The sequence below is a fragment of the Lactococcus formosensis genome (assembly GCF_037892375.1).
Classification (GTDB): Bacteria; Bacillota; Bacilli; order Lactobacillales; family Streptococcaceae; genus Lactococcus; species Lactococcus formosensis.
On the sequence record NZ_CP141721.1, the window covers coordinates 1,427,532 to 1,451,258 of the forward strand.

General features: G+C 37.6%; 23 protein-coding genes. 18 read left to right on the forward strand and 5 right to left on the reverse strand.

The annotated features are described in order from the left end of the window. Window positions 1–18: 18 nt before the first annotated feature. Window positions 19–798: a DUF4931 domain-containing protein gene (locus tag VNN39_RS06955; RefSeq protein WP_017369189.1), complete on the reverse strand. Its 780-nt coding sequence runs from the start codon at window positions 796–798 to the stop codon at window positions 19–21. Window positions 799–958: 160 nt separating this feature from the next. On the opposite strand from VNN39_RS06955, the gene mnmA reads away from it, so the two are divergent. From mnmA to VNN39_RS06995, 8 genes are all read left to right on the forward strand, one after another. Beyond that, window positions 959–2,083, forward strand: a complete 1,125-nt coding sequence (mnmA, locus tag VNN39_RS06960) for a tRNA 2-thiouridine(34) synthase MnmA (RefSeq protein ID WP_339007281.1) — start codon at window positions 959–961, stop codon at window positions 2,081–2,083. 98 nt (window positions 2,084–2,181) lie between these two features. Next, window positions 2,182–2,709, forward strand: coding sequence for a hypothetical protein (locus VNN39_RS06965; RefSeq protein ID WP_165713395.1), 528 nt, complete (start codon window positions 2,182–2,184; stop codon window positions 2,707–2,709). A 181-nt stretch (window positions 2,710–2,890) separates the two neighbouring features. Beyond that, window positions 2,891–4,114, forward strand: coding sequence for a 30S ribosomal protein S1 (gene rpsA / locus VNN39_RS06970; protein WP_004256275.1), 1,224 nt, complete (start codon window positions 2,891–2,893; stop codon window positions 4,112–4,114). 221 nt (window positions 4,115–4,335) lie between these two features. Further along, window positions 4,336–4,761, forward strand: coding sequence for a hypothetical protein (locus VNN39_RS06975; RefSeq protein WP_338997217.1), 426 nt, complete (start codon window positions 4,336–4,338; stop codon window positions 4,759–4,761). A gap of 101 nt (window positions 4,762–4,862) precedes the next feature. Then, window positions 4,863–6,491 (forward strand): alpha-glucosidase, encoded by a 1,629-nt coding sequence (locus VNN39_RS06980; RefSeq protein ID WP_338997219.1) that lies wholly within the window; start codon window positions 4,863–4,865, stop codon window positions 6,489–6,491. Window positions 6,492–6,649: 158 nt separating this feature from the next. Beyond that, on the forward strand, window positions 6,650–7,555 hold the full coding sequence (gene gnd, locus VNN39_RS06985; protein ID WP_165714767.1) for a phosphogluconate dehydrogenase (NAD(+)-dependent, decarboxylating): 906 nt from the start codon (window positions 6,650–6,652) through the stop codon (window positions 7,553–7,555). A 9-nt stretch (window positions 7,556–7,564) separates the two neighbouring features. After that, entirely contained in the window at window positions 7,565–9,061 is a 1,497-nt protein-coding gene (gntK, locus tag VNN39_RS06990; protein WP_338997222.1) for a gluconokinase, read from the forward strand. A 16-nt stretch (window positions 9,062–9,077) separates the two neighbouring features. Then, complete coding sequence (locus tag VNN39_RS06995) at window positions 9,078–10,430, forward strand: gluconate:H+ symporter (protein ID WP_279364461.1); 1,353 nt, start codon at window positions 9,078–9,080, stop codon at window positions 10,428–10,430. Window positions 10,431–10,467: 37 nt separating this feature from the next. On the opposite strand, the gene nhaC is transcribed toward VNN39_RS06995, so the two are convergent. Continuing rightward, entirely contained in the window at window positions 10,468–11,883 is a 1,416-nt protein-coding gene (gene nhaC / locus VNN39_RS07000) for a Na+/H+ antiporter NhaC (RefSeq protein WP_339006991.1), read from the reverse strand. Window positions 11,884–12,513: 630 nt separating this feature from the next. Here nhaC and pyrR point away from each other — a divergent pair. The 6 genes from pyrR (at window position 12,514) to VNN39_RS07030 (ending at window position 17,702) form a co-directional block, all read left to right on the forward strand. Further along, window positions 12,514–13,038, forward strand: coding sequence for a bifunctional pyr operon transcriptional regulator/uracil phosphoribosyltransferase PyrR (pyrR, locus tag VNN39_RS07005; RefSeq protein ID WP_004256286.1), 525 nt, complete (start codon window positions 12,514–12,516; stop codon window positions 13,036–13,038). A gap of 2 nt (window positions 13,039–13,040) precedes the next feature. Next, entirely contained in the window at window positions 13,041–14,327 is a 1,287-nt protein-coding gene (locus VNN39_RS07010) for a uracil-xanthine permease family protein (RefSeq protein ID WP_017369180.1), read from the forward strand. 99 nt (window positions 14,328–14,426) lie between these two features. Beyond that, window positions 14,427–15,350 carry an aspartate carbamoyltransferase catalytic subunit gene (locus VNN39_RS07015; RefSeq protein ID WP_338997227.1) on the forward strand — a complete coding sequence of 308 codons (924 nt, stop codon included), beginning with the start codon at window positions 14,427–14,429 and terminating at the stop codon, window positions 15,348–15,350. A 23-nt stretch (window positions 15,351–15,373) separates the two neighbouring features. Next, window positions 15,374–16,438, forward strand: a complete 1,065-nt coding sequence (locus VNN39_RS07020) for a carbamoyl phosphate synthase small subunit (protein ID WP_046400990.1) — start codon at window positions 15,374–15,376, stop codon at window positions 16,436–16,438. 110 nt (window positions 16,439–16,548) lie between these two features. Further along, a complete protein-coding gene (locus VNN39_RS07025) occupies window positions 16,549–17,097 on the forward strand; it encodes a biotin transporter BioY (protein WP_165711508.1) in 549 nt (182 codons plus the stop codon). A 209-nt stretch (window positions 17,098–17,306) separates the two neighbouring features. Then, on the forward strand, window positions 17,307–17,702 hold the full coding sequence (locus tag VNN39_RS07030) for an ArsC/Spx/MgsR family protein (protein WP_338997229.1): 396 nt from the start codon (window positions 17,307–17,309) through the stop codon (window positions 17,700–17,702). A gap of 166 nt (window positions 17,703–17,868) precedes the next feature. On the opposite strand, the gene VNN39_RS07035 is transcribed toward VNN39_RS07030, so the two are convergent. Both VNN39_RS07035 and queA read right to left on the reverse strand, forming a co-directional pair. Then, a complete protein-coding gene (locus VNN39_RS07035) occupies window positions 17,869–18,447 on the reverse strand; it encodes a hypothetical protein (protein WP_338997231.1) in 579 nt (192 codons plus the stop codon). Continuing rightward, window positions 18,448–19,476 (reverse strand): tRNA preQ1(34) S-adenosylmethionine ribosyltransferase-isomerase QueA, encoded by a 1,029-nt coding sequence (gene queA / locus VNN39_RS07040; RefSeq protein ID WP_213481756.1) that lies wholly within the window; start codon window positions 19,474–19,476, stop codon window positions 18,448–18,450. It abuts the gene before it with no gap. A gap of 390 nt (window positions 19,477–19,866) precedes the next feature. Between queA and VNN39_RS07045 the strand changes: the two genes are divergently transcribed. Continuing rightward, window positions 19,867–20,643: a potassium channel family protein gene (locus VNN39_RS07045; RefSeq protein ID WP_017369173.1), complete on the forward strand. Its 777-nt coding sequence runs from the start codon at window positions 19,867–19,869 to the stop codon at window positions 20,641–20,643. Between the two features lie 62 nt (window positions 20,644–20,705). Here VNN39_RS07045 and VNN39_RS07050 read toward each other — a convergent pair whose 3' ends face one another. After that, window positions 20,706–21,059, reverse strand: coding sequence for a helix-turn-helix transcriptional regulator (locus VNN39_RS07050; protein ID WP_338997234.1), 354 nt, complete (start codon window positions 21,057–21,059; stop codon window positions 20,706–20,708). Between the two features lie 131 nt (window positions 21,060–21,190). Between VNN39_RS07050 and VNN39_RS07055 the strand changes: the two genes are divergently transcribed. The 3 genes from VNN39_RS07055 (at window position 21,191) to VNN39_RS07065 (ending at window position 23,723) form a co-directional block, all read left to right on the forward strand. Further along, window positions 21,191–21,397, forward strand: a complete 207-nt coding sequence (locus VNN39_RS07055) for a helix-turn-helix domain-containing protein (protein ID WP_017369171.1) — start codon at window positions 21,191–21,193, stop codon at window positions 21,395–21,397. A 101-nt stretch (window positions 21,398–21,498) separates the two neighbouring features. Then, window positions 21,499–22,914, forward strand: coding sequence for an ATP-binding cassette domain-containing protein (locus tag VNN39_RS07060; protein WP_338997235.1), 1,416 nt, complete (start codon window positions 21,499–21,501; stop codon window positions 22,912–22,914). Beyond that, a complete protein-coding gene (locus VNN39_RS07065) occupies window positions 22,914–23,723 on the forward strand; it encodes an ABC transporter permease (protein ID WP_338997236.1) in 810 nt (269 codons plus the stop codon). Before VNN39_RS07060 ends, VNN39_RS07065 begins: the two co-directional genes overlap by 1 nt. Window positions 23,724–23,727: the final 4 nt, after the last annotated feature.

The window sequence follows — 23,727 nt, forward strand, 5'->3', positions numbered from 1 at the left end:
TATAAAAGAAAAACTGGACTAGTCCAGCTTTGTTTTTAACTCTTTTGCGATTTCTTCTAAGCGATTATCTTTGTTGACCTGAGGTATTTTATAGCCGATGTAGTAAGGAGAAGTGATAAATCTCGGTACAATCTTACAAATATAACGCTGGCTGTCCGGCATTTTGTAGAAAAAAAGATTGTAAGAATCACAGCGTCCGTTCATATAGTCATTCAGTAAATACTGTGTAATGAGCTGAACCTTATCAGCCAAATGATCGATATATTCAAGTTGGGAAATGATAACATTAAATTCCACAAATCCCATAATCGGACGAGTGGAGATTGTAATATCGACACTATTTTCCTTAAGTGTTACACCTTCAAAATTTTCAGGAGAGATATGTTCATAACCATCTGCTTCTTCCAAGCCAACAATCTGCATGTGTGGATGGCGTAATGTTCCACCAGAGTGGGGGCCAAAGTTTTTAAACATAAGTACTGATTTATATTGGGGATTATCCAATAGCTTCTGCCAACATTCAAAAGCAAACCGAAAGACTTCTCTATTTTCTTGAACAGAGTAGGTAGAGACATCTCCGAGGTGTTTATCTGACTCGATAATCACAGTCATTAAAGAATTTTCGACAGTAGGAAATTTGTTTTTAAGCCAAATTTTGTGTCCTTGTCGGTCCAAAATATTTTTGAGATTAGGGGTATCGCAAAAAGGACAGACTCGCTTTGTCTCAGCAAGATTTGCGTATTTATTTTTATTGATTTCCATGTTAAAAATTAAAGGATTATCTGTGTGTTCAATCATATTTCTATTATAGCATTTCGCAGTCTATTTATTTCTGGAAAAAACTGGTATAATAAATCGTTACCTATTATTTACTTCAGCCTTCAACTGAATGTAAGCTTTTTTGTTTTTCTAAAGAAAAATAGGAAATCTAATAAAAATAGAAAGAGATGGTGAACAAATAATGGATAATTCAAAAACAAGAGTCGTTGTCGGTATGTCTGGTGGCGTCGATAGTTCAGTTACAGCTTTAATGCTGAAAGAACAAGGTTACGATGTCGTTGGTGTTTTCATGAAAAACTGGGACGATACTGACGAAAATGGTGTATGTACAGCTACAGAAGACTACAAAGATGTAGCAGCAGTAGCTGACCAAATCGGTATTCCTTATTATTCTGTCAACTTTGAAAAAGAATATTGGGACCGTGTGTTTGAATATTTCTTGGCCGAATACCGTGCAGGTCGGACACCTAACCCCGATGTTATGTGTAATAAAGAAATTAAGTTTAAGGCTTTTCTTGATTACGCAATGGAACTCGGGGCTGATTACGTAGCAACAGGCCACTATGCGCGTGTAACAACAGACGAAGATGGCACAGTTCATATGCTTCGTGGCGTGGATAATAATAAAGACCAAACTTATTTCCTAAGCCAATTGTCACAAGACCAATTGAAGAAAACAATGTTTCCACTTGGTCATTTGGAAAAACCGGAAGTACGCGCCATTGCCGAACGTGCTGGACTTGCAACAGCGAAGAAAAAAGACTCAACAGGAATCTGTTTCATCGGTAAAAAGAATTTTAAAGAATTTTTAACAAACTATCTTCCAGCCACTTCAGGTAAAATGATGACACTAGATGGTGTAGAAATGGGAACGCATGCCGGACTCATGTATTATACCATTGGTCAACGTGGTGGTTTGGGAATTGGTGGACAACATGGTCAAACTACAAGTGATCCGTGGTTTGTAGTAGGGAAAGATCTTAGTACAAATACGCTCTATGTTGGACAAGGCTTCCATCATGAGCATTTATACTCTGATAATTTAACTGCCAGTGAATTGAGCTTCACTCGTCCAATGCCTGAAGAATTTGAAATGCATTGCACAGCGAAATTCCGTTACCGTCAAGAAGACACAGGTGTAACTATCTCTGTTAAGGGAGATAAAGTTGCTGTCAAATTTGATGAACCTGTACGTGCCATCACTCCAGGACAAGCCGTTGTTTTTTATGATGGTGATGAATGTCTCGGCGGTGCCTTGATTGACTTTGCTTATAAAAACGGCCAAATTATGCAATACCAATAAAATAAGAGAAACGTGGGGAAACCCGCGTTTTATTTTTGATTAAATTTTAAATTTGTTATAATTTATTTATAATCAAAAACTTATTTATGGGTGCGAATATGAAAAAAATTGGAAAAGGAAACCTCCTTTTACTTGCTTTGACGCTGGTAATAAGCCTTGTATTTATTTGGAGTACGAATTATAAAGAAAAAAGTAAACTATTTGCTGATAATATCACCCTTCCACGTTTGATGATGGGTTTTGAACAAGAAGAAGCGACAGAGCAGCTTGTTACAGAAATTGCACAAGGAGATTACTCAAATATCCAAGGAAAATGGTCGACTGAGAAGGGGGTAAATTACGAAATTGATGGCACACAATTTCGGTGTGGGAAGCGGGAGTATTATATGATTAAAGGTGGATATGATGAATACGGGACGCCATATATCATGACAGATGACAGGGACTCAGCAAATCTTTATTTTTATCCAGCAGGAAAGCCGATTCCTATGCTTCAAGAAGATGGTACTGTTGTCGTATCAGATATGGCGGATCCAAGTGATACAAATAGAAATCGGCTCTTATTTGCACAAACCATACTCACTGCAAATCAAATAAAAGAAAACGTTTCCTATCAAAAAAATTGAGTCATTTAGACTCAGTTTTTTTAGTACCAAATACTGTAAAGACAAGACCAAATATACTTTTTCACTATTTATATAAAAAAGAAGAAAAAAAGTATTAAAAAGCTTTCATTTCTCTCATAGTTGTGATATACTAAGTCATAAGACTGTAGACAGTCAAATTGTTGGAGGAATTTTTTTACAAATGAATGAATTTGAAACATTGTTAAACAGCGTTGAGGACGTTAAAGTACGTGACGTCGTAAAGGGTGAAATCCTTACTATCGAAAACGGGCAAGCAACAGTTGCTATCGTTGGTACAGGTGTTGAAGGTGTCCTTACACTTCGCGAAATCACAAACGACCGTGATGCTGATATCAATACATTCGTAAAACCTGGTGATATTCTTGATTTGCTTGTTATCAAACAAATCGTTGGTAAAGATGCTGAAGGTGCAAATGTATACCTTCTTTCATTGAAACGTCTTGAAGCTCGTAAAGCTTGGACTGAACTTGAAGGTAAAGAAGGCGAAATCCTTACAGTTAAAGTTACTAAAGACGTTAAAGGCGGACTTTCAGTAGACTATAACGGTGTTCGTGGATTTATCCCAGCGTCTATGATTGATACATACTTCGTTAAAGATACTAAGAAATTTGTTGGTCAAGAAATTGAAGCTAAAATTATCGAAATCAACGCTTCTGAAAACCGCTTCATCCTTAGCCGTCGTGCTGTAGTTGAAGCTGAAACTATCGAAATGCGTAAAGAAGCTTTTGCTCAATTGAACGAAGGCGATATCGTTGAAGGTACTGTTTCACGCGTTACTAACTTCGGTGCATTTGTTGACCTTGGTGGTATTGACGGACTTGTTCACGTTTCAGAACTTAGCCACAACCGTGTTAAACGTCCATCAGACGTTGTAAAACCTGGTGATAAAGTTGAAGTTAAAATCTTGAAACTTGATGAAGAAGCTGGTCGTCTTTCACTTTCTCTTAAAGCTACACAAGCTGGCCCATGGGAACAAGTTGAAGAAAAAGCACCAGTTGGTTCAACTGTTGAAGGAACTGTTAAACGTCTCACTGACTTTGGTGCATTCGTTGAACTCTTCCCAGGCGTTGAAGGACTTGTTCACGTTTCACAAATCTCTTGGGAACGTGTTGAAAATCCAAAAGACGTACTTAAAGTTGGTCAAGTTGTGAACGTAAAAGTTCTCGATGTGAAACCTGAAGAAGAACGTATCTCACTTTCAATCAAAGCATTGGAAGAAGCTCCAGCTCGTCCAGCTCGTAACAACGAAGATGGCGAAAAACGTGACCGTAAACCACGCGCTCCACGTAAAGCAGCTAAACCAAGCTACGATCTTCCAGAAACTCAAGAAGGTTTCTCACTCGCAGACTTCCTTGGCGAAGACTTCGACATCAACGATTTGTAAGAAAATCTCCAGAAAAGTCGCTTAAGCGACTTTTTTTGATCTTTGATAAAAATTCCTTTTGGCAATTTGAAATTGACTTCTGAACTTAATAGTTCAGGAGTTTTTCTATTTTATTGAGGTTTCTTTGTGTTGATTGCGAAAGCTTAAAGCATTTCTAGATCTTTATATTTATTTCCTTGATTTAATTTTTCTTAATAGAACAAAAAAATACAGGAAACCGCTTGAAAAGTAACCCTTATGAATCTACTCCCCAAGATAAATTAGTTATCCTTGATAAAGAGAGCTTGGCACGTAAGGAAGTTAGCTTGGGGCAAGCTGAACCTCACAAAATAGCAGTCTCTAATGACGAAAAAACTTTAGCCATAAGTCATACGAATGACAGTTTTGAACCCTCAATGATAATATGTTTCTACAACATAGACACCCAAAAAATTAGTCGCTTAGCACTTGAGAAATTACTCATGGAGAACTATTCTACAGAAGATATGCTTATCAATGTCGATTTTGATAAATATGGTAAAGTTTGGATCTTGACTTGGAAAAATCTTCTTGTCTATGATTTAGAAAGGCAAGAAAAAATTTTCGGGCTTGACTTAGCAAAATATGATTTGGAATATTCGCACTTACTGGCTTTGAAGGAGAAGTGAGCAATTTTTAAGAAAAATCAACACTTTCTTTTGTTGCTCATTTTACTTAAAAATGATATTATATTTTTAAGCAACCGTTTGCGTAAAAAGAGAGGTGAATTATGAATAAACAAAATTGGTGGCAAGAAGCAGTAATGTATCAAATCTATCCCCGTAGTTTTCAAGACAGTAATGGTGATGGCATTGGGGACATTAAAGGGATTATATCCCGCTTAGATTATTTGGAAAAATTAGGGATTACTGGCATTTGGCTTAGCCCAGTATATAAGTCTCCCAATGATGATAATGGTTATGATATTTCGGATTATGAAGCAATCATGGCAGAGTTTGGGACGATGTCAGATATGGAAACATTGATTTTGGAAGCAGAGAAGCGTGGGATTAAGATTATTATGGATTTGGTGGTCAACCATACCAGTGATGAGCACCCGTGGTTTATTGAAGCAAGAAAATCAGAAGAAAATAAATATCGTGACTATTATATTTGGCGTGATGCTCCTGCTGATGGTGGTCTTCCTAATGATTTAAAATCAATATTTGGTGGACCAGCATGGCAGTGGGATGAAACAGCAGGTCAATATTACTTGCATCTTTTCAGTAAAAAACAACCTGACTTGAACTGGGAGAATGAGGCACTACGTCAGGCTGTTTATGATATGATGAATTTCTGGATAGACAAAGGCATTGGTGGTTTCCGTATGGACGTTATCGATCTTATAGGAAAACAACCAGATGAGGGTATAACAGGCAATGGACCAAAGCTGCATGATTACTTAAAAGAAATGCACCAGGCAACGTTTGGAGGGAAAAATCTCTTAACAGTAGGAGAAACTTGGGGAGCAACGCCTGAAATTGCAAAACAATATTCTAACCCAGCCAATAAAGAGCTTTCGATGGTTTTTCAATTTGAACATATCGGCTTAGATGAAGCTGAAGGACAAACTAAGTGGGATTTGATACCGCTAGAGATTCCAAAATTAAAGGAGGTCTTTAGTAAATGGCAAACAGAACTTGGAGATGAGGGATGGAATTCACTCTTTTGGAATAACCATGATTTACCACGGATTGTTTCACGTTGGGGTAATGATAGAGAATACCGTGTAGAATCGGCTAAAATGTTGGCTATTCTCCTACATATGATGAAAGGGACTCCGTACATTTATCAAGGAGAAGAAATTGGCATGACCAATAATCCTGTAACTGATATTGAACAAATTGATGATATTGAAAGTCGAAATATGTATTTTGAGAGATTGGAGGAAGGTTACAGTAAAGAGGCTATTCTTCATTCAATCAATGCAAAGGGACGTGACAATGCGCGTACACCGATGCAATGGAGTAATGCAAAAACAGCTGGATTTAGTACAGGCCACCCGTGGTTAGCCATTAATCCTAACTATGAAAAAATTAATGTAGATGCAGCTTTAGAGGACGAAAATTCCATCTTTTACACTTATCAAAAGTTGATTGCTTTACGTAAAGAAAATCCTATCATCGTCTGGGGCGAGTTTGAACTACTTAAAGATACAGCAGAAGAAGTATTTGCTTATATTCGCTCTTACAAAGGTGAAAACTGGTTAATTGTGGCTAATTTCAGCGCTAACGAAAATCAATTTTCTTCCTCATATGAAGTAAAAGAGGAGGTGATTCATAACTATTCTGAGGTTATCGATGATGTGAAAGAAATTGTACTTAAACCTTATGAAGCATTTGTTGCCAAGCTTAAATAATTTACAAAAACCTTACTTCAATCAGAGTGAGGTTTTTTTGTGCATCTTTTAACAGAAAAATATTTACATTTAAATTGTTGACAAATGAAAAAGAATTACTTATAATAAAAGAAAGCGTTATCAAAATATTGACAGATAATTTAAGGAGAATAGATAAAATGAAATTTGGAATGATTGGTCTTGGAAAAATGGGCTACAACTTAGTACAAAATGCTGTGGATCATGGGATTGAAGTGGTGGCTTTTGATCAAAATGAAGCAGTTGTATTTGAAGCAGAAAAATATTCTGAAAAAGTTACCGCAGCTCAAAACTTGGGAGAGCTTTTGAGTAAACTTCCAAGTCCTAGAATAGTGTGGGTAATGTTACCAGCAGGAGAAGCGACAAATTCAACTATTGAACAGCTTTCTGAACAACTGTCGGAGGGTGACATTCTTATTGATGGTGGTAATTCTAACTATAAAGATAATTTGCAGCAAAATGAAAAACTTAAAAAGAATGGTATTCGCTTTTTCGATGTTGGAACTTCCGGAGGAATGGCTGGTGCACGCTCTGGCGGTAACTTTATGATTGGTGGCGACGATGAAGTAGCCTGGAAAGTGCTTGAACCACTATTCAATGCATTGGCACAAGAAGATGGCTATCTCTATACTGGAAAATTGGGGAGCGGGCATTATCTTAAAATGATTCACAATGGGATTGAATATGGCATGATGCAGGCTATTGCTGAAGGTTTTGAGATTTTGGAAGCCTCACCTTATGATTATGATTACGAGGCGGTAGCAAAGCTTTGGAATCATGGTTCGGTTATTCGTAGCTGGTTGATGGAGTTGGCTGAAGCACAGTTTGCTCAAGATCCAAAATTAGAAGATATTGCAGGAAAAGTTGCTGCATCGGGTGAAGGGAAATGGACGGTGGAAGAAAGTCTAGATTTAGAAGTACCTGCCCCAATCATTGCTCTCTCGCTTATGATGCGAAATCGCAGTTTACAAGAAGATACAATGACAGGAAAAGTCGTTGCTGCCTTGCGTAATGGCTTTGGTGGACATGCAGTTGTAGAAAAGTAAGGAGAAAAAATGGAATATTTGATTGGTCTTGACTTAGGGACGACTGCAACCAAGGCAGTACTCTTTAAGAAAGATGGAGAAATCGTGGCAAGCAGCAGTCATGGCTACAAACTTCATCGCGATTCGACAGGAATGGCAGAAGAATCCCTAGAAGACATTTTCGAAGCTGTTTTGATTACTATTCGTGAAGTCTCAATTCATCTAGAAGAGGATGATGAGCTCTTAGCTGTATCTTTCAGTACACAATTGCATTCTCTCATTGCTTTTGACCATGAGTGGCAACCTTTGACAAGGGTAATTACTTGGGCAGATACACGAGCAGTTGCTTTTACAGATGAACTAAAGTCTTCAGGACAGGGTTTCGAAATTTATCAACGAACAGGAACACCGATTCATCCGATGGCCCCACTTTCAAAACTCTTGTGGCTGGCAAGTGAACGTCCAGAAATTTTTGAAAATGCAGCGCACTATCTCGACTTGAAGGGTTATATTTTCTATCGTCTCTTCAAAACGAACAAGATGGACTTGTCGGTCGCAACTGGAACAGGCATTTTTAATATTCATGAGTTGAACTGGGACAAGGAAGTTCTAGAACTTGTGAAAGTATCTCAACAGCAACTTCCGCAAGTCGTTGAACCTTATGAGATTGAGGAGGGAATGCCTTCAGAGTTCGCCAAGAAGATGGGCATTCCTGAAACAACTAAGTTTGTCTGGGGGGCAGGAGATGGTCCACTTTCTAACCTTGGTGTTAACGCCATTAAACCGGGAGTAGCTGCAATTACTATTGGGACTTCAGGAGCGATTCGTGTGGTAACAGACAAGCCACGTGTTGATGCTAAAGCACGGACATTTACCTATGCTTTAGATAAGGAACATTGGGTAGTCGGAGGTCCAGTTAACTCTGGTGGTGATGTTTTCCGTTGGGTGAGAGATCAAATTTTCGATGAAGAATTAAGCTTTGACGAAATTACTGAGATTGCCGCTCAGATAGAGGCAGGAGCAGAAGGACTGATTTTCCATCCTTATCTGGGCGGAGAACGTGCCCCTCTTTGGGATGCTAATGCCAGAGGATCCTTCTTTGGCTTAAACCATGGGCATAATCGTGATCATATGGCCCGCGCCGTTTTAGAAGGAGTGATGTTCAATCTTTACATGGTGGCTTTGAGTTTGATTGAGGTGACAGGGGATTTAAAACAAATCCAAGCAACAGGCGGATTTGTTAGTTCAGAGTTATGGACACAAATCTTAGCTGATATTTTTGAACAACCAATTAATGTGCCAGAAAGCAAAGAAGCAGGCTGTTTAGCAGCTGTGGTAATGGCAGAAAAAGCCTTAGGACTTATTGATGATTTGGGTGTTGTTGAGCAAATGATTGGTTCTAATGCAACCTACAAGCCTAACAGCAAGAATTTTAAAGCTTATAGAGAATTATCAATCATTTTTGTACAACTGGCCCGTAGCTTTGAAGAAAGCTATAAGGCTATTGCTGACTATCAGCGCAAATAAAAGTTAGGAGATTTTTATGGATTTACTTATCGTTTTGGTCGGAGTATTGATCTTGCTTTTCTTGATTGGGAAAGCCAAGTTGAATACTTTTGTCTCCCTAGTTATTGTTTCCTTTATTGTTGCGATGCTTCTTGGGATTGATTTAGCAAAGATTCCAGCTTCTATTGAAACAGGTATTGGTGGGCAGCTCGGACACTTAGGAATTATCTTTGGGTTTGGAGCCATGCTTGGTCGGTTGGTTTCAGATGCCGGTGGTGCTTATCGAATTGCGCACACCTTGATTGACAAATTTGGGAATAAGAGGATTCAGCTTGCTGTTGTTTTAGCTTCCTTTATCATTGGAATCGCGCTTTTCTTTGAAGTCGGTATGGTTCTTTTGATTCCGATTATCTTTGCTATTGCTGCAGAACTCGCTATTCCGATCCTCTATTTGGGTATTCCAATGGTTGCAGCCCTATCTGTGGCTCATGGATTCCTCCCACCTCACCCTGGCCCTACAGCCATTGCAGGTGTTTACGGGGCAAATATGGGATTAGTTCTTCTTTATGGTTTTATTATTGCAGTGCCTACAGTTCTCATCGCGGGTCCTCTCTTTACAAAATTTGCGAAAAAGATGGTCCCAGATGCCTTCTCAAGAAAAGGCAATTTGTCAACAGTTGGAGAATATAAAGAGTTCAGACTTGAAGAAACGCCCTCTTTCTTGTCAGCAACGCTTACCTCACTTATGCCTGTACTTCTGATGGCCATTTCTACTTTATATGTGATGATTGCACATGGAGGCAAAACACCAAAAAATCCAAGTGCTCTAGATAATATAGTTGCTTTTATTGGTAGCCCGGATGTAGCAATGCTACTTTCACTACTTATTGCTATCTTTACAATGGGTGTTTTCCGGAAGATTCCAATGAAGCGTTTAATGTCATCAGCTGAAGCTTCTATTAAACAAATTGCTATGATGCTCTTGATTATTGGTGGTGGTGGAGCCTTTAAACAAGTCCTTATTGATGGTGGAGTGGGCGACTCAGTTGCTCAAATCTTCCAAGGCAGCAGTCTGTCACCATTGATTTTAGCTTGGCTAATCGCTGTTGTTTTACGTTTGGCTTTAGGTTCTGCTACAGTGGCCGCTTTAACTGCAGCTGGACTCGTTTTACCTCTAATGGCAGCCACAGGTACAAATCCAGCTTTGTTAGTTATTGCTACAGGTGCAGGATCACTTTTCTTCAGTCATGTCAATGATGCAGGATTCTGGATGTTTAAAGAATATTTTAATCTCACAGTGAAAGAAACCTTACTGACCTGGTCGCTTTTAGAAACATTAATTGCCATTGTTGGATTAGTTGGTGCACTTATATTAAATGTGTTTGTATAAGGAAAAAGCCATTAGAGAACTTCTAATGGCTTTTTTCTTACAAACTTTGTGTTTTAGAAACGACATCTTTATTTTTGATACTGGAAATCTTTTTAACCCCAAGGCCAGTAAAAGCGCTGATAAGAGAAAAGACAGGGGAGAACAAACTAAAGAAGACAAAAGGTAAGTAAGTCAGAGTTGGTACGCCGAAAGTACTGGCAACGAAACTCCCTGCAATTCCCCAAGGAATAAGGTAGTTGATGACTGTTCCGCCATCCTCAAGCGTACGTCCCAAGACAACGGGGTCAAGATTGGCTTTTTTGTAGACTTCTTTAAAGGCGTTACCAGGAAGAATTACGGAAAGGAATTGCTTACCAATAAAGATATTGACCCCAATACTGGTAAATAAGGTCGTTGTGATTAAGCTCTTTGGTGAGGCAAGTTTATGTGCGACACGGTCCATGACTGTTGAAACAAGCCCCGTTTTCATGAGGAGCCCGCCAAGAGATAAGGTAAGAATGATGAGTGATACTGTTGGCATCATGCTTTCGATTCCGCCACGTGAAAGTAGGAGGTCAATTTCTTGATTTCCTGTTGCTGATTTAAAACCAGAATCAATCAATAAACCGAGGTCAGTAATTTTTGTATGTGGATTCTGAATAAATATCATCACTAAAGCAATACCAATATTCAAAAGAATAGTGAGGATAGCAGGGATTTTTTTCCACGCACAGACAAACATGAGGAGGATAGGAATGAAGGCCCAGCCAGAAATCGAAAAGTGAGCATGTAGAACTTTTGTGACTTCAGCAATCTTATCTAAGCTAGTTGCTTGATTGCTGACACCTAAAATGGCAAATAAGACTAAGGAAACCACAAATGCTGGAAGTGTTGACCACATGAGATTTTTGATGTGCTTAAATAAATCCGCATCAACAACGGCAGCAGTAAGGTTTGTTGATTCTGAAAGTGGAGACATTTTATCTCCAAAAACAGCACCAGAGACAATCGCCCCTACGATGAGCGCTGGATTGAGTCCGAGCGTTGCGCCGATACCAAAGAAAGCAATACCGATAGTTGACATCACAGTAAAGGCACTTCCTACGGCACTCCCTACAATCGCACAGACAATGAAGACTGAAGGTACAAACCATTTGACACTGATAATATTAAAGCCAAGAACCATCAGAGTAGGTATGATTCCAGCTTGAATCCATACAGCGATTAAGGAGCCCACTAAAATAAAGATAAATATTGGGATGATGCCAGGTTTTATTCCAGAGATAATGCCATCATGAATCGCATCAAAGGGCATACGTTTCACAGACATGTAAATCATGACAATACCGATAGCAAATAAAATAGCAATGTTTGGTGCAATCTTAAAGCCAATTACGGAAATGGCAATTGTTGCGATGACTAAAGTAAGCATGAGACAGGCTTCTATCATGCTGGGTTGTTTTATTTTTTTCATAGATTTTTCCTTGTAGATTAACTTGTGTTTTGTAATTGTTTATGAACCTTTGTTAAACAATATCGGATAATTCCTCCACAGGATAAATAACTTATGTTCTGTGAGCTCATATCTTTCCTCCTTTTGAAATAAAAAAATCACCCTCAGCTTAAGAAGCTAAGGGTGAATTTCTCCACGGTACCACCTTATTTTTAAAACAGCGAGTGTTTTTCTTTATAATTTCAATTATTATTTTTTCTCAGCTCATTTTAGTGTAATTCAACAAATAGTTCTGATCGGTTCGCAGCAACCACCGACTTTCTGAACAAGAAAACTATTTCCTACTGGGTTAAAATGTTTTTTAGCTTATGTACAAGAATATATTAATGTTTTTAATTTGTCAAAAATATTTACTCGAAGTATGGAAATATTCTGTATATTGATAATAATTTTATTTTTAAAAGGGGAACCTGTCGTAAATTCTTGCAAAAAAATCAAGGATTTGCTATAATCACTATAACCTTTAAGTGTGTCCAGAGAGGCAGGCAAGGTCAGAATCTTGAATGAACTTAATTAAAGTATATTATAGAGTATTTTCTGATACCTTCCCTAGCCCTTGGACTAGGGAATTTTTCTATATTGGAGAGTTTTATGGCAAAAAAAGAAATCATTGATGAAATCACAATGAAACGTGCAATTACACGTATTACTTATGAAATTATTGAACGAAACAAAGAATTGGATAAACTTGTTCTTATCGGAATTAAAACACGTGGTGTATATTTGGCACAACGAATCCAAGAACGCTTGGCCCAATTGGAAAATATCGATATGCCTTTAGGTGAACTTGATACACGTCCATTCCGTGATGATAAGAAAGCGACAGAAGATACAACAGAAATTAACGTTGACATTACCGGTAAAGATATTGTCTTAGTAGACGATGTACTTTACACCGGTCGTACGATTCGTGCAGCAATTGATGGATTGGTTGATCGTGGGCGCCCTGCGCGTGTTCAGCTAGCAGTCTTAGTGGATCGTGGCCATCGTGAATTGCCAATTCGTGCGGACTACGTTGGAAAAAATATCCCCACATCCCAAGGTGAAGAAATTATCGTTAACATGTCAGAAGTTGATGGTGAAGATAGCATCTTAATCAAGAAAGAAGAGGCTTAATCGTGTCCAGCAATACAGATATTCTTTTAAAAGTTGACGAGAAACCGAAAGGTGGTCAATGGTTTGGCCTTTCTTTCCAGCATCTTTTTGCCATGTTTGGATCAACAGTTTTAGTGCCAATCCTTGTGGGTATAGATCCTGCGATTGCCCTGCTTAGTTCTGGTTTAGGAACTTTAGCACACATGTCGGTCACACGTTTTAAGGTCCCAGCCTATATGGGTTCGAGTTTTGCCTACATTGGAGCAATGCAGCTTCTGATGAAGCAAGGTGGGATGCCAGCAATTGCTCAAGGCGCTTTGACAGGTGGTTTAGTTTACCTGTTGGTAGCCATTATCGTTCGCTTTGCTGGACAAGGCTGGATTGACCGAGTTTTACCACCTATCGTTGTGGGTCCAATCGTTATGGTCATCGGTCTTTCCTTGGCGCCTGTAGCCATCAATGACTCCATGTATACTAATCCAGGAGCAATGACAGGATATAGTTTGCCATTCTTAGCTATTTCTATGATTACTGTCATGGCAATCGTTATTTTCAGTATATATGGTAAAGGCTTCCTATCTGTGGTCCCTATCTTGCTCGGAATTGTTACCGGATATATCGCAGCTATCATCATTGGTAAAGTAACTGGTCAAAGCATTGTTGACTTTTCAAATGTTTCTCAAGCAAGTTGGCTCTCGCTTCCTACAATGGAAATACCATTCCTAAGTTATAAATGGGCCTTTTATCCGTCTGCAATCTTGACAATGGCACCTATCGCCTTTGTCACAATGACAGAGCACTTTGGACATATTATGGTTTTGAATTCCTTGACAGGCAAGGATTATTTTAAAGAACCAGGACTTGACCGTACTTTAGCAGGTGATGGGGTAGCACAAGTTATTGCTTCATTTATTGGTGCGCCACCAGTAACTTCATATGGTGAAAACATCGGTGTTATGGCTATTACGAAGATACATTCGATTTATGTTATCGCCGGTGCCGCTGTTCTTGCGGTAGTAGTCAGCTTCATTGGGAAATTGACAGCTTTGCTGACTTCCATCCCAAGTCCAGTTATCGGTGGAGCTTCCATCGCCCTCTTCGGGGTTATCGCTGCAAGTGGTTTGAAAATTATTGTTGAAAATAAAATCAATTTTGACATCAAACGTAACTTGTTAATTTCAAGTGTCGTACTGGTTATTGGTATCGGAGGTATGGTTCTTGATATCACGCAAAATCTACAAATTTCATCTGTAGCTATTGCAACAATTATTGGTATTGTGCTTAATCTGGTTTTACCGGAGGAAGCTTAATATAAGGGTTTGTTCTTAATAGACAAATCACAGTCGTTCATAAACATTTAAAAAAATCATGCTACAGAGAGAGCATGATTAGGGTAAAGGAGACCTATAATGTCAGTAACAAATGGTTTAGTTAGCTTGCCACATTTAACAAGCATGGAAGTTTTGTCAACAGAAGAAGTTATGGCTTTGATCAAACGTGCTTCAGAGTTTAAAAAGGGAACAGCAAAATTTGAAAATGATCGTCAAATTTTTACTTCTAATCTCTTCTTTGAAAACAGCACACGGACACATAACTCTTTCCATATCGCTGAACGTAAACTGGGCTTAGATGTGCTTGAGTTTGATGTTGGAACAAGTGCGTTGAGCAAAGGTGAGACACTGTATGATACAATTTTAACTTTAGACGCACTTGGCGTTGAAGTTTGTGTGATTCGCTCTTCTGAGGAGCATTACTACGATCAGTTGATTAATTCAGATAATATCCATTGTGCCATTGTAAATGGTGGTGATGGCAGTGGACAACATCCAAGCCAATGTCTGCTGGATTTGATGACGATTTACGAAGAGTTTGGAAAATTTGAAGGTTTAAAAATTGCCATCTCAGGCGATCTGACACACTCTCGTGTAGCTAAGTCTAATATGATGATGCTTCATAAATTAGGTGCTCAAATCTACTTCACGGGACCTGAAAAATGGTACAAGGAAGAAGAATTCGGAGCTTATGGTAGTTATGCGCATCTGGACGATATCTTGCCAGAACTTGATGTTCATATGTTACTACGTGTTCAGTATGAGCGCCATACAGCAGGAGATATTATTTCTAAAGAAGATTACCATGAACGCTATGGTTTAACCATAGATCGTGCAGAAAAGCTGCGTGATACAGCTATTATTATGCACCCTGCGCCAGTAAACCGTGATGTTGAAATTGCAGATAGCTTAGTAGAATGTGCGAAAAGTCGTATCGTTCAACAAATGACCAACGGTGTTTACACCCGTATGGCTATTTTAGAAGCAGTATTACGCGACTAAGCGAAGAATTATTGGAGGAATCTATGAAGCGACTTTTAATATTAGAAGATGGGACCATTTTTGAAGGGCAAGCAATTGGTGCCAATACAGATATCACGGGAGAGCTTGTTTTTAGTACCGGAATGACGGGCTATCAAGAATCTATCACCGACCAATCTTATAATGGACAAATCTTGACCTTTACTTATCCATTGGTTGGAAACTACGGAGTTAACCGAGACGACTACGAATCGATTCACCCAAGCTGCAAGGCAGTTGTCGTGAGTGAAGCAGCACGCCGCCCATCAAACTGGCGTATGCAAATGTCACTGGATGAATTCTTGGAGGCTAAAAATATTCCTGGGATTTCAGGCATTGACACTCGTGCTCTTACAAAAATTATTCGTCAACATGGCACGATGAAGGCAGCTTTGGTTAATGCTAAAGATGAAATAGAGCACCAAATGAGTCAACTTAAAGCGACTGTTTTACCTAATAATCAAGTGGAAAAAAGCAGCACTTTAACAGCATACTCTTCCCCAAATACGGGAAGAAAAGTAGTTGTCGTTGACTTTGGACTCAAGCATTCAATTCTACGTGAATTATCAAAGAGACATTGTGATATTACAGTTGTACCCCACAATACGACTGCGGAAGAAATTTTAGAAATGAACCCAGATGGCGTCATGCTCACTAATGGACCTGGGGACCCGACAGATGTACCACAAGCTGTAACAATGATTCAACAGATTCAAGGTAAAGTTCCGATTTTTGGAATTTGCTTAGGACACCAACTCTTTAGTCTAGCAAATGGTGCAACAACCTATAAAATGAAGTTCGGCCATCGCGGCTTTAACCACGCTGTCAGAGAAATTGCAACAGGTCGAATTGATTTTACTAGCCAAAACCATGGTTATGCTGTATCCGCAGATGATCTACCAGAAGACCTTTTGGTTACGCATGTAGAAATAAATGATGCGTCCATTGAAGGAGTACGTCATAAGCGTTACCCAGCCTTTTCGGTTCAATTTCACCCAGATGCAGCACCTGGTCCACATGATGCAAGTTATTTATTTGATGATTTTATGGACATGATGGATGAATATTAAATTAAAAAACAGCTGAAAAGGCTGTTTTTTTAATAAGACATAAAGTTTAAGATTGTATTCTTTTATAAAAGTTGATATAATTTTATCTATAAAACAAAAAGGACATTTTTATGAAAATTTCTAAAACATATTCTATTACTCTGATCGCTTTAGGGGCCGCGATTATTGCAGTACTTTCTCCTTTGGCTATACCTGTGGGGATTGTACCCATAACACTTCAAACTTTAGCTATCGGGCTTATCGCAACGCTATTGCAGCCTCGTGAGAGCTTTTTTGCATTACTGATTTACCTCGTTTTAGGAGCAGTTGGTTTGCCCGTTTATGCAGGAGGAGCATCAGGGATTGGCGCTTTATTTGGTCCAACAGGCGGATTTTTATTCTCCTTTGTACTCGTAGCACCTCTCCTTTCGTACTTTTTACAGAAGACTGAACGTAAATTTTTCTCTATTTTATTGACAAATCTTCTAGCTCAGTTTTTAATCCTTGTATTAGGTACAGTGTGGTTGAAATTCTTTATCGCCGTTCCTTGGGGCACAGCTTTTGGTATTGGCTTTGCACCATTTATTTTGGGAGCAATTATCAAGGCGGTGATTGTTGCGGCAGTTGGAGTTGCGCTCCTTGATATTCTTTTCAAAACGAATCCTTACTTTTCCAAATAAAAATTTATAAAAACCTTCCAAAAATTTGGAAGGTTTTTTAGGTAAAGAAGAGGGCTTTGTATTCACCCAGCTTTGTCTTATTTTCTAGTAGAATTAATATATAATTTTTATTATGGGAAATAAAATAATTCAATATTATCGGAAAAGTCTCATTGTACAGAAGAATAGGTCGCTTCCTATTTTCTTATTAAAGAACACAGGAGGAAAGTATGATCAAGTTTTACTATAGGCAAGGATGTGGCTCTAGCCAAAAAGCAATGTCATGGTTTGAAAAGTATAAAATAAATGTAGACTCGAAAAGAATTGGTGAAATTTCTAAGCAGGACTTGCAGAAAATATTGTCCTATATGGATGGAGGTCTCGAAACAATTACCAAACGGTCGAGCATGAGTAATCCACAGACACAAAACAGTTTAGAAATGCTTCTAGAAATGAATCTAGATGAAGGTTTAGAATACTTATCTCGAAATGCATATCTTCTTCGATTACCGATAGTTCTAGATGATAATAAAGTTCAAGTGGGTTATAACATGGATGACTTACGTCAATTTTTCCCAAGAGAATATCGCCGGTTAGAATTGTCTACAGATCAGGGATTTATCTAAACTCAAACGAATGATTAGGGACAAATAGAAAATGAAAAAACTATGGAAAAAAGTAGAAGAAGGTATGGAATATTTTGTCTATGTCTTATTTATTATCATGTTTTCAATATTGTTAGGCTTTATTTGGCATATTATACCTTGGATATGGGTAAAATAAAAAAGAGACTCAACTGGAAGTCTCTTTTTTTATTACTTCTTGGAAGACTGTTTTATTAACGGTCTTTGAGTTTTCCGCAATCCGGTAAAGGACATTACGCTGTAGTAACTGTATCGTAGGGAGCAGTGATTGCCCATTTTTCAGATGCTTGCTGATCAGTTTATTAGGGTCAAAGTCAATATCATCAGGAGGAAAGGAAATTAAACTGGAGCCAGTATAGTTCTTTGTTGAGAGCATCCCGTCTTCTATGTGATAGGTTCTCGCTTGAGGTTGGCCATTGTCAAAAAAGGCAATCACAGCATTGTAAGCTACTTTTTTAGTTAGGGTGGAGCGCTTGTCTTTATAGCGAAGCAAAGCACTGAGAAGAAATTCCTGAGCTTCTAAGGGTGTGAGATGTGGTTGGTAATGGAATTGCACCAGAATTTCTTCAGTTATTTTATGAAAACCTGTAACTCCGACTAAAAAGCCATTAGGGCTCACATAAAATTTTTTAAAATATGTACGAATGGCTTGTTCATTTTCGGTGATTTGCCCATCTGAAAGGACAGAAATAAAATCCTTAGTGAGTGCTAAATTAAGGAAGCTCATTTATTTTACAAACATCGCGTCGCCAAAGCTAAAGAAGCGATAGTGCTCGTCGATTGCATGTTGGTAAGCTTCGAGGATAAACTCTTGACCCGCAAAAGCAGCGACCAACATCACGAGAGTAGATTTTGGTAAATGGAAGTTAGTATTGAAAGCATCTACTACTTTCCATTGATAGCCAGGTTTAATAAAGATATCTGTCCAGCCAGAATCAGCTTGAATATCTCCATCAAATTTTGTTCCAATCGTCTCCAAGGTGCGGATAGAAGTTGTACCACAAGCAACCACACGATGTCCTGAAGCTTTAACAGCGCGAAGAGTTGCAGCAGCTTCTTCAGACAGTTGATAGAATTCGCTATGCATATGATGTTCTTCGATGTTATCAACGCTTACTGGTCGGAAAGTACCTAGCCCTACATGTAAGGTAAGTTCTACAACATGAACACCTTTAGCACGAATCTTGTCTAATAGCTCAGGTGTGTAGTGTAAGCCGGCCGTTGGGGCAGCTGCAGAACCGTTTTCTTTTGCAAAGACAGTTTGATAACGTTCTTGATCTTCAAGTTTTTCGTGGATATAAGGGGGAAGTGGCATTTCGCCTAAGCTTTCTAAAACTTCCAGGAAGATGCCATCATAACTAAACTCAACAATACGACCGCCATGTTCCAATTCTTCAACAACGGTTGCTTTTAAACGTCCATCACCAAAAGAAAGTTCTTGACCAATACGCATTCGTTTTGCAGGTTTAGCTAAAGTTTCCCACTGATCACCTTCAGTGTTCTTAAGAAGGAGGAGCTCGACATGTCCTTGAGTTTCTGGCTTAACACCATAGAGACGTGCAGGAAGGACACGTGTATTATTGAGGACAAGTGCATCACCTGGGTTAAGCTCATCCACAATATCATAGAAGTGTTTATCTTCCATAGAATGGCTCTCTTTATCCAAGACTAAAAGGCGTGACTCAGAACGCTTTTCAAGAGGAGTTTGGGCGATAAGTTCTTCTGGCAAGTTAAAATCAAAATCATTAATATTCAAAATATATTTTCTACTACTTTCTAAAATTTGTAATTTATCTATATTTGGTCACTATCCCTGACAAGAGCATTTCAAAAGAGGAAAATGTCCTCTTTCATTAATGGCCGTTAATACAAAAATTTATAATAAAGATTTCTATTCTTATTTTGTAAATAGAGAATAGATAACAACAATATTATATCACAAAAGAAAAGCTTAGATTAATCCTGATTCCTTTAAAAATGTTCTTTGTTATTGTAGAAATTGCTCTCTTGAGTTAATAAATTAGATTATGTCATCACAATTTGAAAAAAATTTGATAAAATGTAGATTAGAAATTTCAGAGGTAGTTTAAGCACATATAAAATAATAAAACTACCAAAGTAGAGAGTTAAAGTATAAGTATCTCAGATGAATGTATTGGCTAAAATTGATACCACCAGAAAAAGTCCATTACGGAAAGTATATGGTGTGTTGCTTGTTATATCGACCTGTATTGTTTTAGTTTTGATAGGGACGGCGCTTTTAGGATTTATTGATATTAATAGAGAACCTTTTGATTGGGTTCTGAATACCATTATTACTTTATATACAGTGGATTATTTGTGGCGTTTAAAACGCGTAAAGAATAAATGGCGTTTCTTTAAAATGAATATCTATGATTTGATTGCGATTTTACCCTTTACTTTTCTGTTTTCAATTTTAGGCTTAACTTCGTTTATTGGAATTGCTCAACTCTCGAAATTTGCTCTTGTCGGCCGCTTGATTGGGATGTTTGGCAAGTTTAATCGTTCTTCCAACCGTTTTCTAAATACGAATAGTTTTTATCAAGTATCTAACATTGCACTCGCCATTATTATGACGGATAGTTTTATCTTTTCACTTTCAGAAAAAATATCTTTTGGTGATGCAATTTGGTGGGCAATTGTTACGACAACAACCGTGGGGTATGGAGATTTTTATCCTAAAACATTCTTAGGAAAAGTCTCCGCAGCTATTTTAATGTTTTTAGGGATTGGTTTAATTGGTTACCTCACATCAACTATTACGAGTTATTTCACGAAAAAAATTGATCTTGAAGAAAAAAATCATGAATTACTTCAACTGGAAAAGATAGAGGCTTTGGAAAAAAAGATTGATCTACTCGTAAATAAAATAGAGAATATGGAAAAAACTAAGAAGCCGTGAAAATTTAATCCGAAGGAAAAATAAAAAGCTATCAGATTAAGATAGCTTTTTATTTTTATAGTTTAATCTTTGTTTTTGCAGTGAAAATAAGCGTCAAGTGTTCTTTTTAAAAATTTACGATCTTTCTCTTCAAGGATTTCCTTTTTATAAAAAAGAGCTTCATCGATCAGTCGATCAAGATTAAGAGAGAGCTTGTTTTTATAAGTGGTATCAATATCAGATTTTTCAACTCCCAAAATATCTGCCATTTTCTGAATTACACCTTGTGAAGGGGTGCTTCGCATATTAAGGTAATCTGATAAAGTAGAAGGAACAATCCCGATTTTAGAAGCAAAATCTTTCTGCTTTATACCGCTCATCTGAAGATACTTTTTTATATTAGCTGCGATAATAGCGCGATGTTCTTGAGTATCCATGCCTTTATTATAGCGTTAAATACAAACTCAATCAAGAAAAAAAGTTCGGGTCTGCCTTGATTATTCATTCACAACGTACTATAATTAAAATAATGTGTTAATTTATGTTCAAATTAAGAAATGAGGTCTTTATGCAACATAATTCTTTAAAAGGTTGGAGAGAAAAAGAAGGATTATCAAAGGAATTACTAGCAGATAAATTGGGTTTGACTATTGATGAACTCGAAGGTTTAGAAAAAGATTCTTCTCGAATTTCTAAAGAAACATTGGAAAGAATTCTTGCTTTATTTAATATTACTTATGATGAAATTATTCTAGGTAAGATAGAAAACCAATAAAAGTTATACGAATAAAATACGTTTTTAACGTATTTTACTGTTGATTAAATAAATGTTTTTAAAATTAGAAGATAGAAGTGCTAAAGGAGAATAAAGTACAGGTGAAGGTGAGCAAAATAAAAGCCGAGTATTTGTCGAAGAAATTTGAGATGCTGCCGGTGAAAGATACACGGAACAAGGCAAAATCTTTAATAGGGGCAAATGAAAAAAGTCAGAAAGACTTTTGGGCTTTACGCAATGTAAGCTTTGAAATACATGAAGGAGAGTGCGTCGGAGTCATTGGTCTGAATGGTGCAGGAAAATCAACTCTCTCCAATATTATTAGTGGTCAAATTGCGCAAACTACAGGGCAAGTTGAAATAAATGGAGATGTTTCAATTATTGCGGCAAATGCAGGAATGCAGAACAATCTTTCTGGACGTGAAAATATCCGTCTGAAGGGCTTGATGGTCGGCATGAAAAATAAAGAAATAAAAGCCAAGATGCAGGATATTATTGATTTTTCTGAACTTGGCCCTTTTATTGACCAACCAGTTAAAACATACTCCTCTGGTATGAAGGCAAAACTAGGTTTCTCTATCATGGTTCATCAAGATCCAGACATCATGATTATTGATGAAGGACTTTCTGTTGGGGATAAAACCTTTGTTGACAAATCGAAAAAGAAGATGTTTGAATTCCGTGACCAAGGGAAAACAATCTTGATGGTTTCACACGATATGCGCACAGTTAAAGAATGGAGCGATCGTGTTATTTGGCTAAATTACGGTGAAGTCAAGGCATATGGAACACCAGAGGAAGTTATTCCTGAGTATGAAAAATTTGTCCACTGGTTTAAATCCCTATCGAAAAAAGAACAAGAAGCCTATAAACAAGAACAACGTCAAACCCAATTTGACTACTCTGTTGAGGAGTTAAAAAAAGAAATTATTAGTCAAAGTTCTTCGAAAAGCCGACGTGTTAGCCGTGAAGTGACACAAAGATTAAAAAAGAAGAAAGACAATCACAAACTATCTTTTCTCTCAAAAATAGTGGTGGCACTTTGTATACTTGCTTTTCTTTGGATTACTCTTGTGTCTTTGAGCAACACGACTTTGAAAAAATCAGTCCAACATCCCGTAAAATTTTTCTCGCAAAACCTTTTTAAAGCAAGAGAAGTATCTCGTAAAGATAAACAAACTAATAAGACAATAGAGAGCTCTACAAGTGCATCTTCAAGCTCAAGAAATGAAGAGGCTGATTCTCAATCTACTCCAGAACCAAGCACGAGTGAAAGTGTTGAAAGTACAGGCGAGTCTGACACAGCAACAAGTTCTTCAGAGGAAGCAACATATGTGATTCAAGCGGGGGAATCACTAGGAAGTATCGCTGAAAGTAAAGGCTTAACTGTAGATGCAATTCAAGCGGTTAATCCAGGAATTGACTTTAATATTATCCAACCAGGTCAAACTATAAATTTACCAACAACAGCAGCAGATGCAACAACAGAGCAACCAGATGAAGGGGTAATTCAATAATGAAAGATGCAATTCTTTATCTTAAAGAGCAGATTAAATATTTTCCTATAGCTATTAATTTATCAAAATACAGTACCAAGAGCACCTCGATGCAAAATAAGTTTGGACGTGTATGGGAAATCTTGGATCCTTTAGTACAACTTGCTATCAACTATATTATATTTGGGGTACTGATGCAACGGTCCGCTCCAGATGGGCTTCCTCCACTTTCTTGGATGTTTATTGGTATGGGCGTGTATTCTTTTATGCAGCATGTTATTGTAACTGGAGCAAAGAGTGTTTCTACACAATTTAAAACGACTGCTAAAATGAAGTTCCCTGTAAGTATTATGCCCACAGCATCAATGTTTGGCTTTTTAACAGAATTGTACATCATGGTAGGAATGGGCTTAATTATTGCAATGTTCTCTGGTTACTATCCATCAATGTATTGGTTGCAATTATTATACTACTTCCCTATGTTAATTATTTTTTCATTGGCAATGTCGCTCTTATGTTCTTCAATCGAAGTAGTATTTCCTGATTTCAAATTCTTTTTGAATTATATATTTAGGTTTTTAATGTATGGATCAGGTGTAATCTTTTCGTTGGATCATTTTAAAGTTATTCCTCAGTTTTTACTTCAATCGCAATTGATTAATCCTTTCTATTATCTTATTGAAGGGTTTAGAGACGTGGTATTTGGAAGAACATGGTTTTGGGAAAAAGGAATGTATAATGTGAGTTTTGTAGTTCTATTACTGGTTATTTTAATTATTGGGGCAAATGCTCATATGAGGATTAGAGATAGAATTTCAGATTATTTATAAATAC

Bases quoted from the DNA above. Each gene is read 5' to 3' on its own strand.
- VNN39_RS06955 (WP_017369189.1), bottom strand. From the start codon at position 798: ATGATTGAACACACAGATAATCCTTTAATTTTTAACATGGAAATCAAT.
- VNN39_RS06965 (WP_165713395.1), top strand. From the start codon at position 2,182: ATGAAAAAAATTGGAAAAGGAAACCTCCTTTTACTTGCTTTGACGCTG.
- rpsA (WP_004256275.1), top strand. From the start codon at position 2,891: ATGAATGAATTTGAAACATTGTTAAACAGCGTTGAGGACGTTAAAGTA.
- VNN39_RS06980 (WP_338997219.1), top strand. From the start codon at position 4,863: ATGAATAAACAAAATTGGTGGCAAGAAGCAGTAATGTATCAAATCTAT.
- gnd (WP_165714767.1), top strand. From the start codon at position 6,650: ATGAAATTTGGAATGATTGGTCTTGGAAAAATGGGCTACAACTTAGTA.
- gntK (WP_338997222.1), top strand. From the start codon at position 7,565: ATGGAATATTTGATTGGTCTTGACTTAGGGACGACTGCAACCAAGGCA.
- VNN39_RS06995 (WP_279364461.1), top strand. From the start codon at position 9,078: ATGGATTTACTTATCGTTTTGGTCGGAGTATTGATCTTGCTTTTCTTG.
- nhaC (WP_339006991.1), bottom strand. From the start codon at position 11,883: ATGAAAAAAATAAAACAACCCAGCATGATAGAAGCCTGTCTCATGCTT.
- pyrR (WP_004256286.1), top strand. From the start codon at position 12,514: ATGGCAAAAAAAGAAATCATTGATGAAATCACAATGAAACGTGCAATT.
- VNN39_RS07015 (WP_338997227.1), top strand. From the start codon at position 14,427: ATGTCAGTAACAAATGGTTTAGTTAGCTTGCCACATTTAACAAGCATG.
- VNN39_RS07020 (WP_046400990.1), top strand. From the start codon at position 15,374: ATGAAGCGACTTTTAATATTAGAAGATGGGACCATTTTTGAAGGGCAA.
- VNN39_RS07025 (WP_165711508.1), top strand. From the start codon at position 16,549: ATGAAAATTTCTAAAACATATTCTATTACTCTGATCGCTTTAGGGGCC.
- VNN39_RS07030 (WP_338997229.1), top strand. From the start codon at position 17,307: ATGATCAAGTTTTACTATAGGCAAGGATGTGGCTCTAGCCAAAAAGCA.
- VNN39_RS07035 (WP_338997231.1), bottom strand. From the start codon at position 18,447: ATGAGCTTCCTTAATTTAGCACTCACTAAGGATTTTATTTCTGTCCTT.
- VNN39_RS07045 (WP_017369173.1), top strand. From the start codon at position 19,867: ATGAATGTATTGGCTAAAATTGATACCACCAGAAAAAGTCCATTACGG.
- VNN39_RS07050 (WP_338997234.1), bottom strand. From the start codon at position 21,059: ATGGATACTCAAGAACATCGCGCTATTATCGCAGCTAATATAAAAAAG.
- VNN39_RS07055 (WP_017369171.1), top strand. From the start codon at position 21,191: ATGCAACATAATTCTTTAAAAGGTTGGAGAGAAAAAGAAGGATTATCA.
- VNN39_RS07065 (WP_338997236.1), top strand. From the start codon at position 22,914: ATGAAAGATGCAATTCTTTATCTTAAAGAGCAGATTAAATATTTTCCT.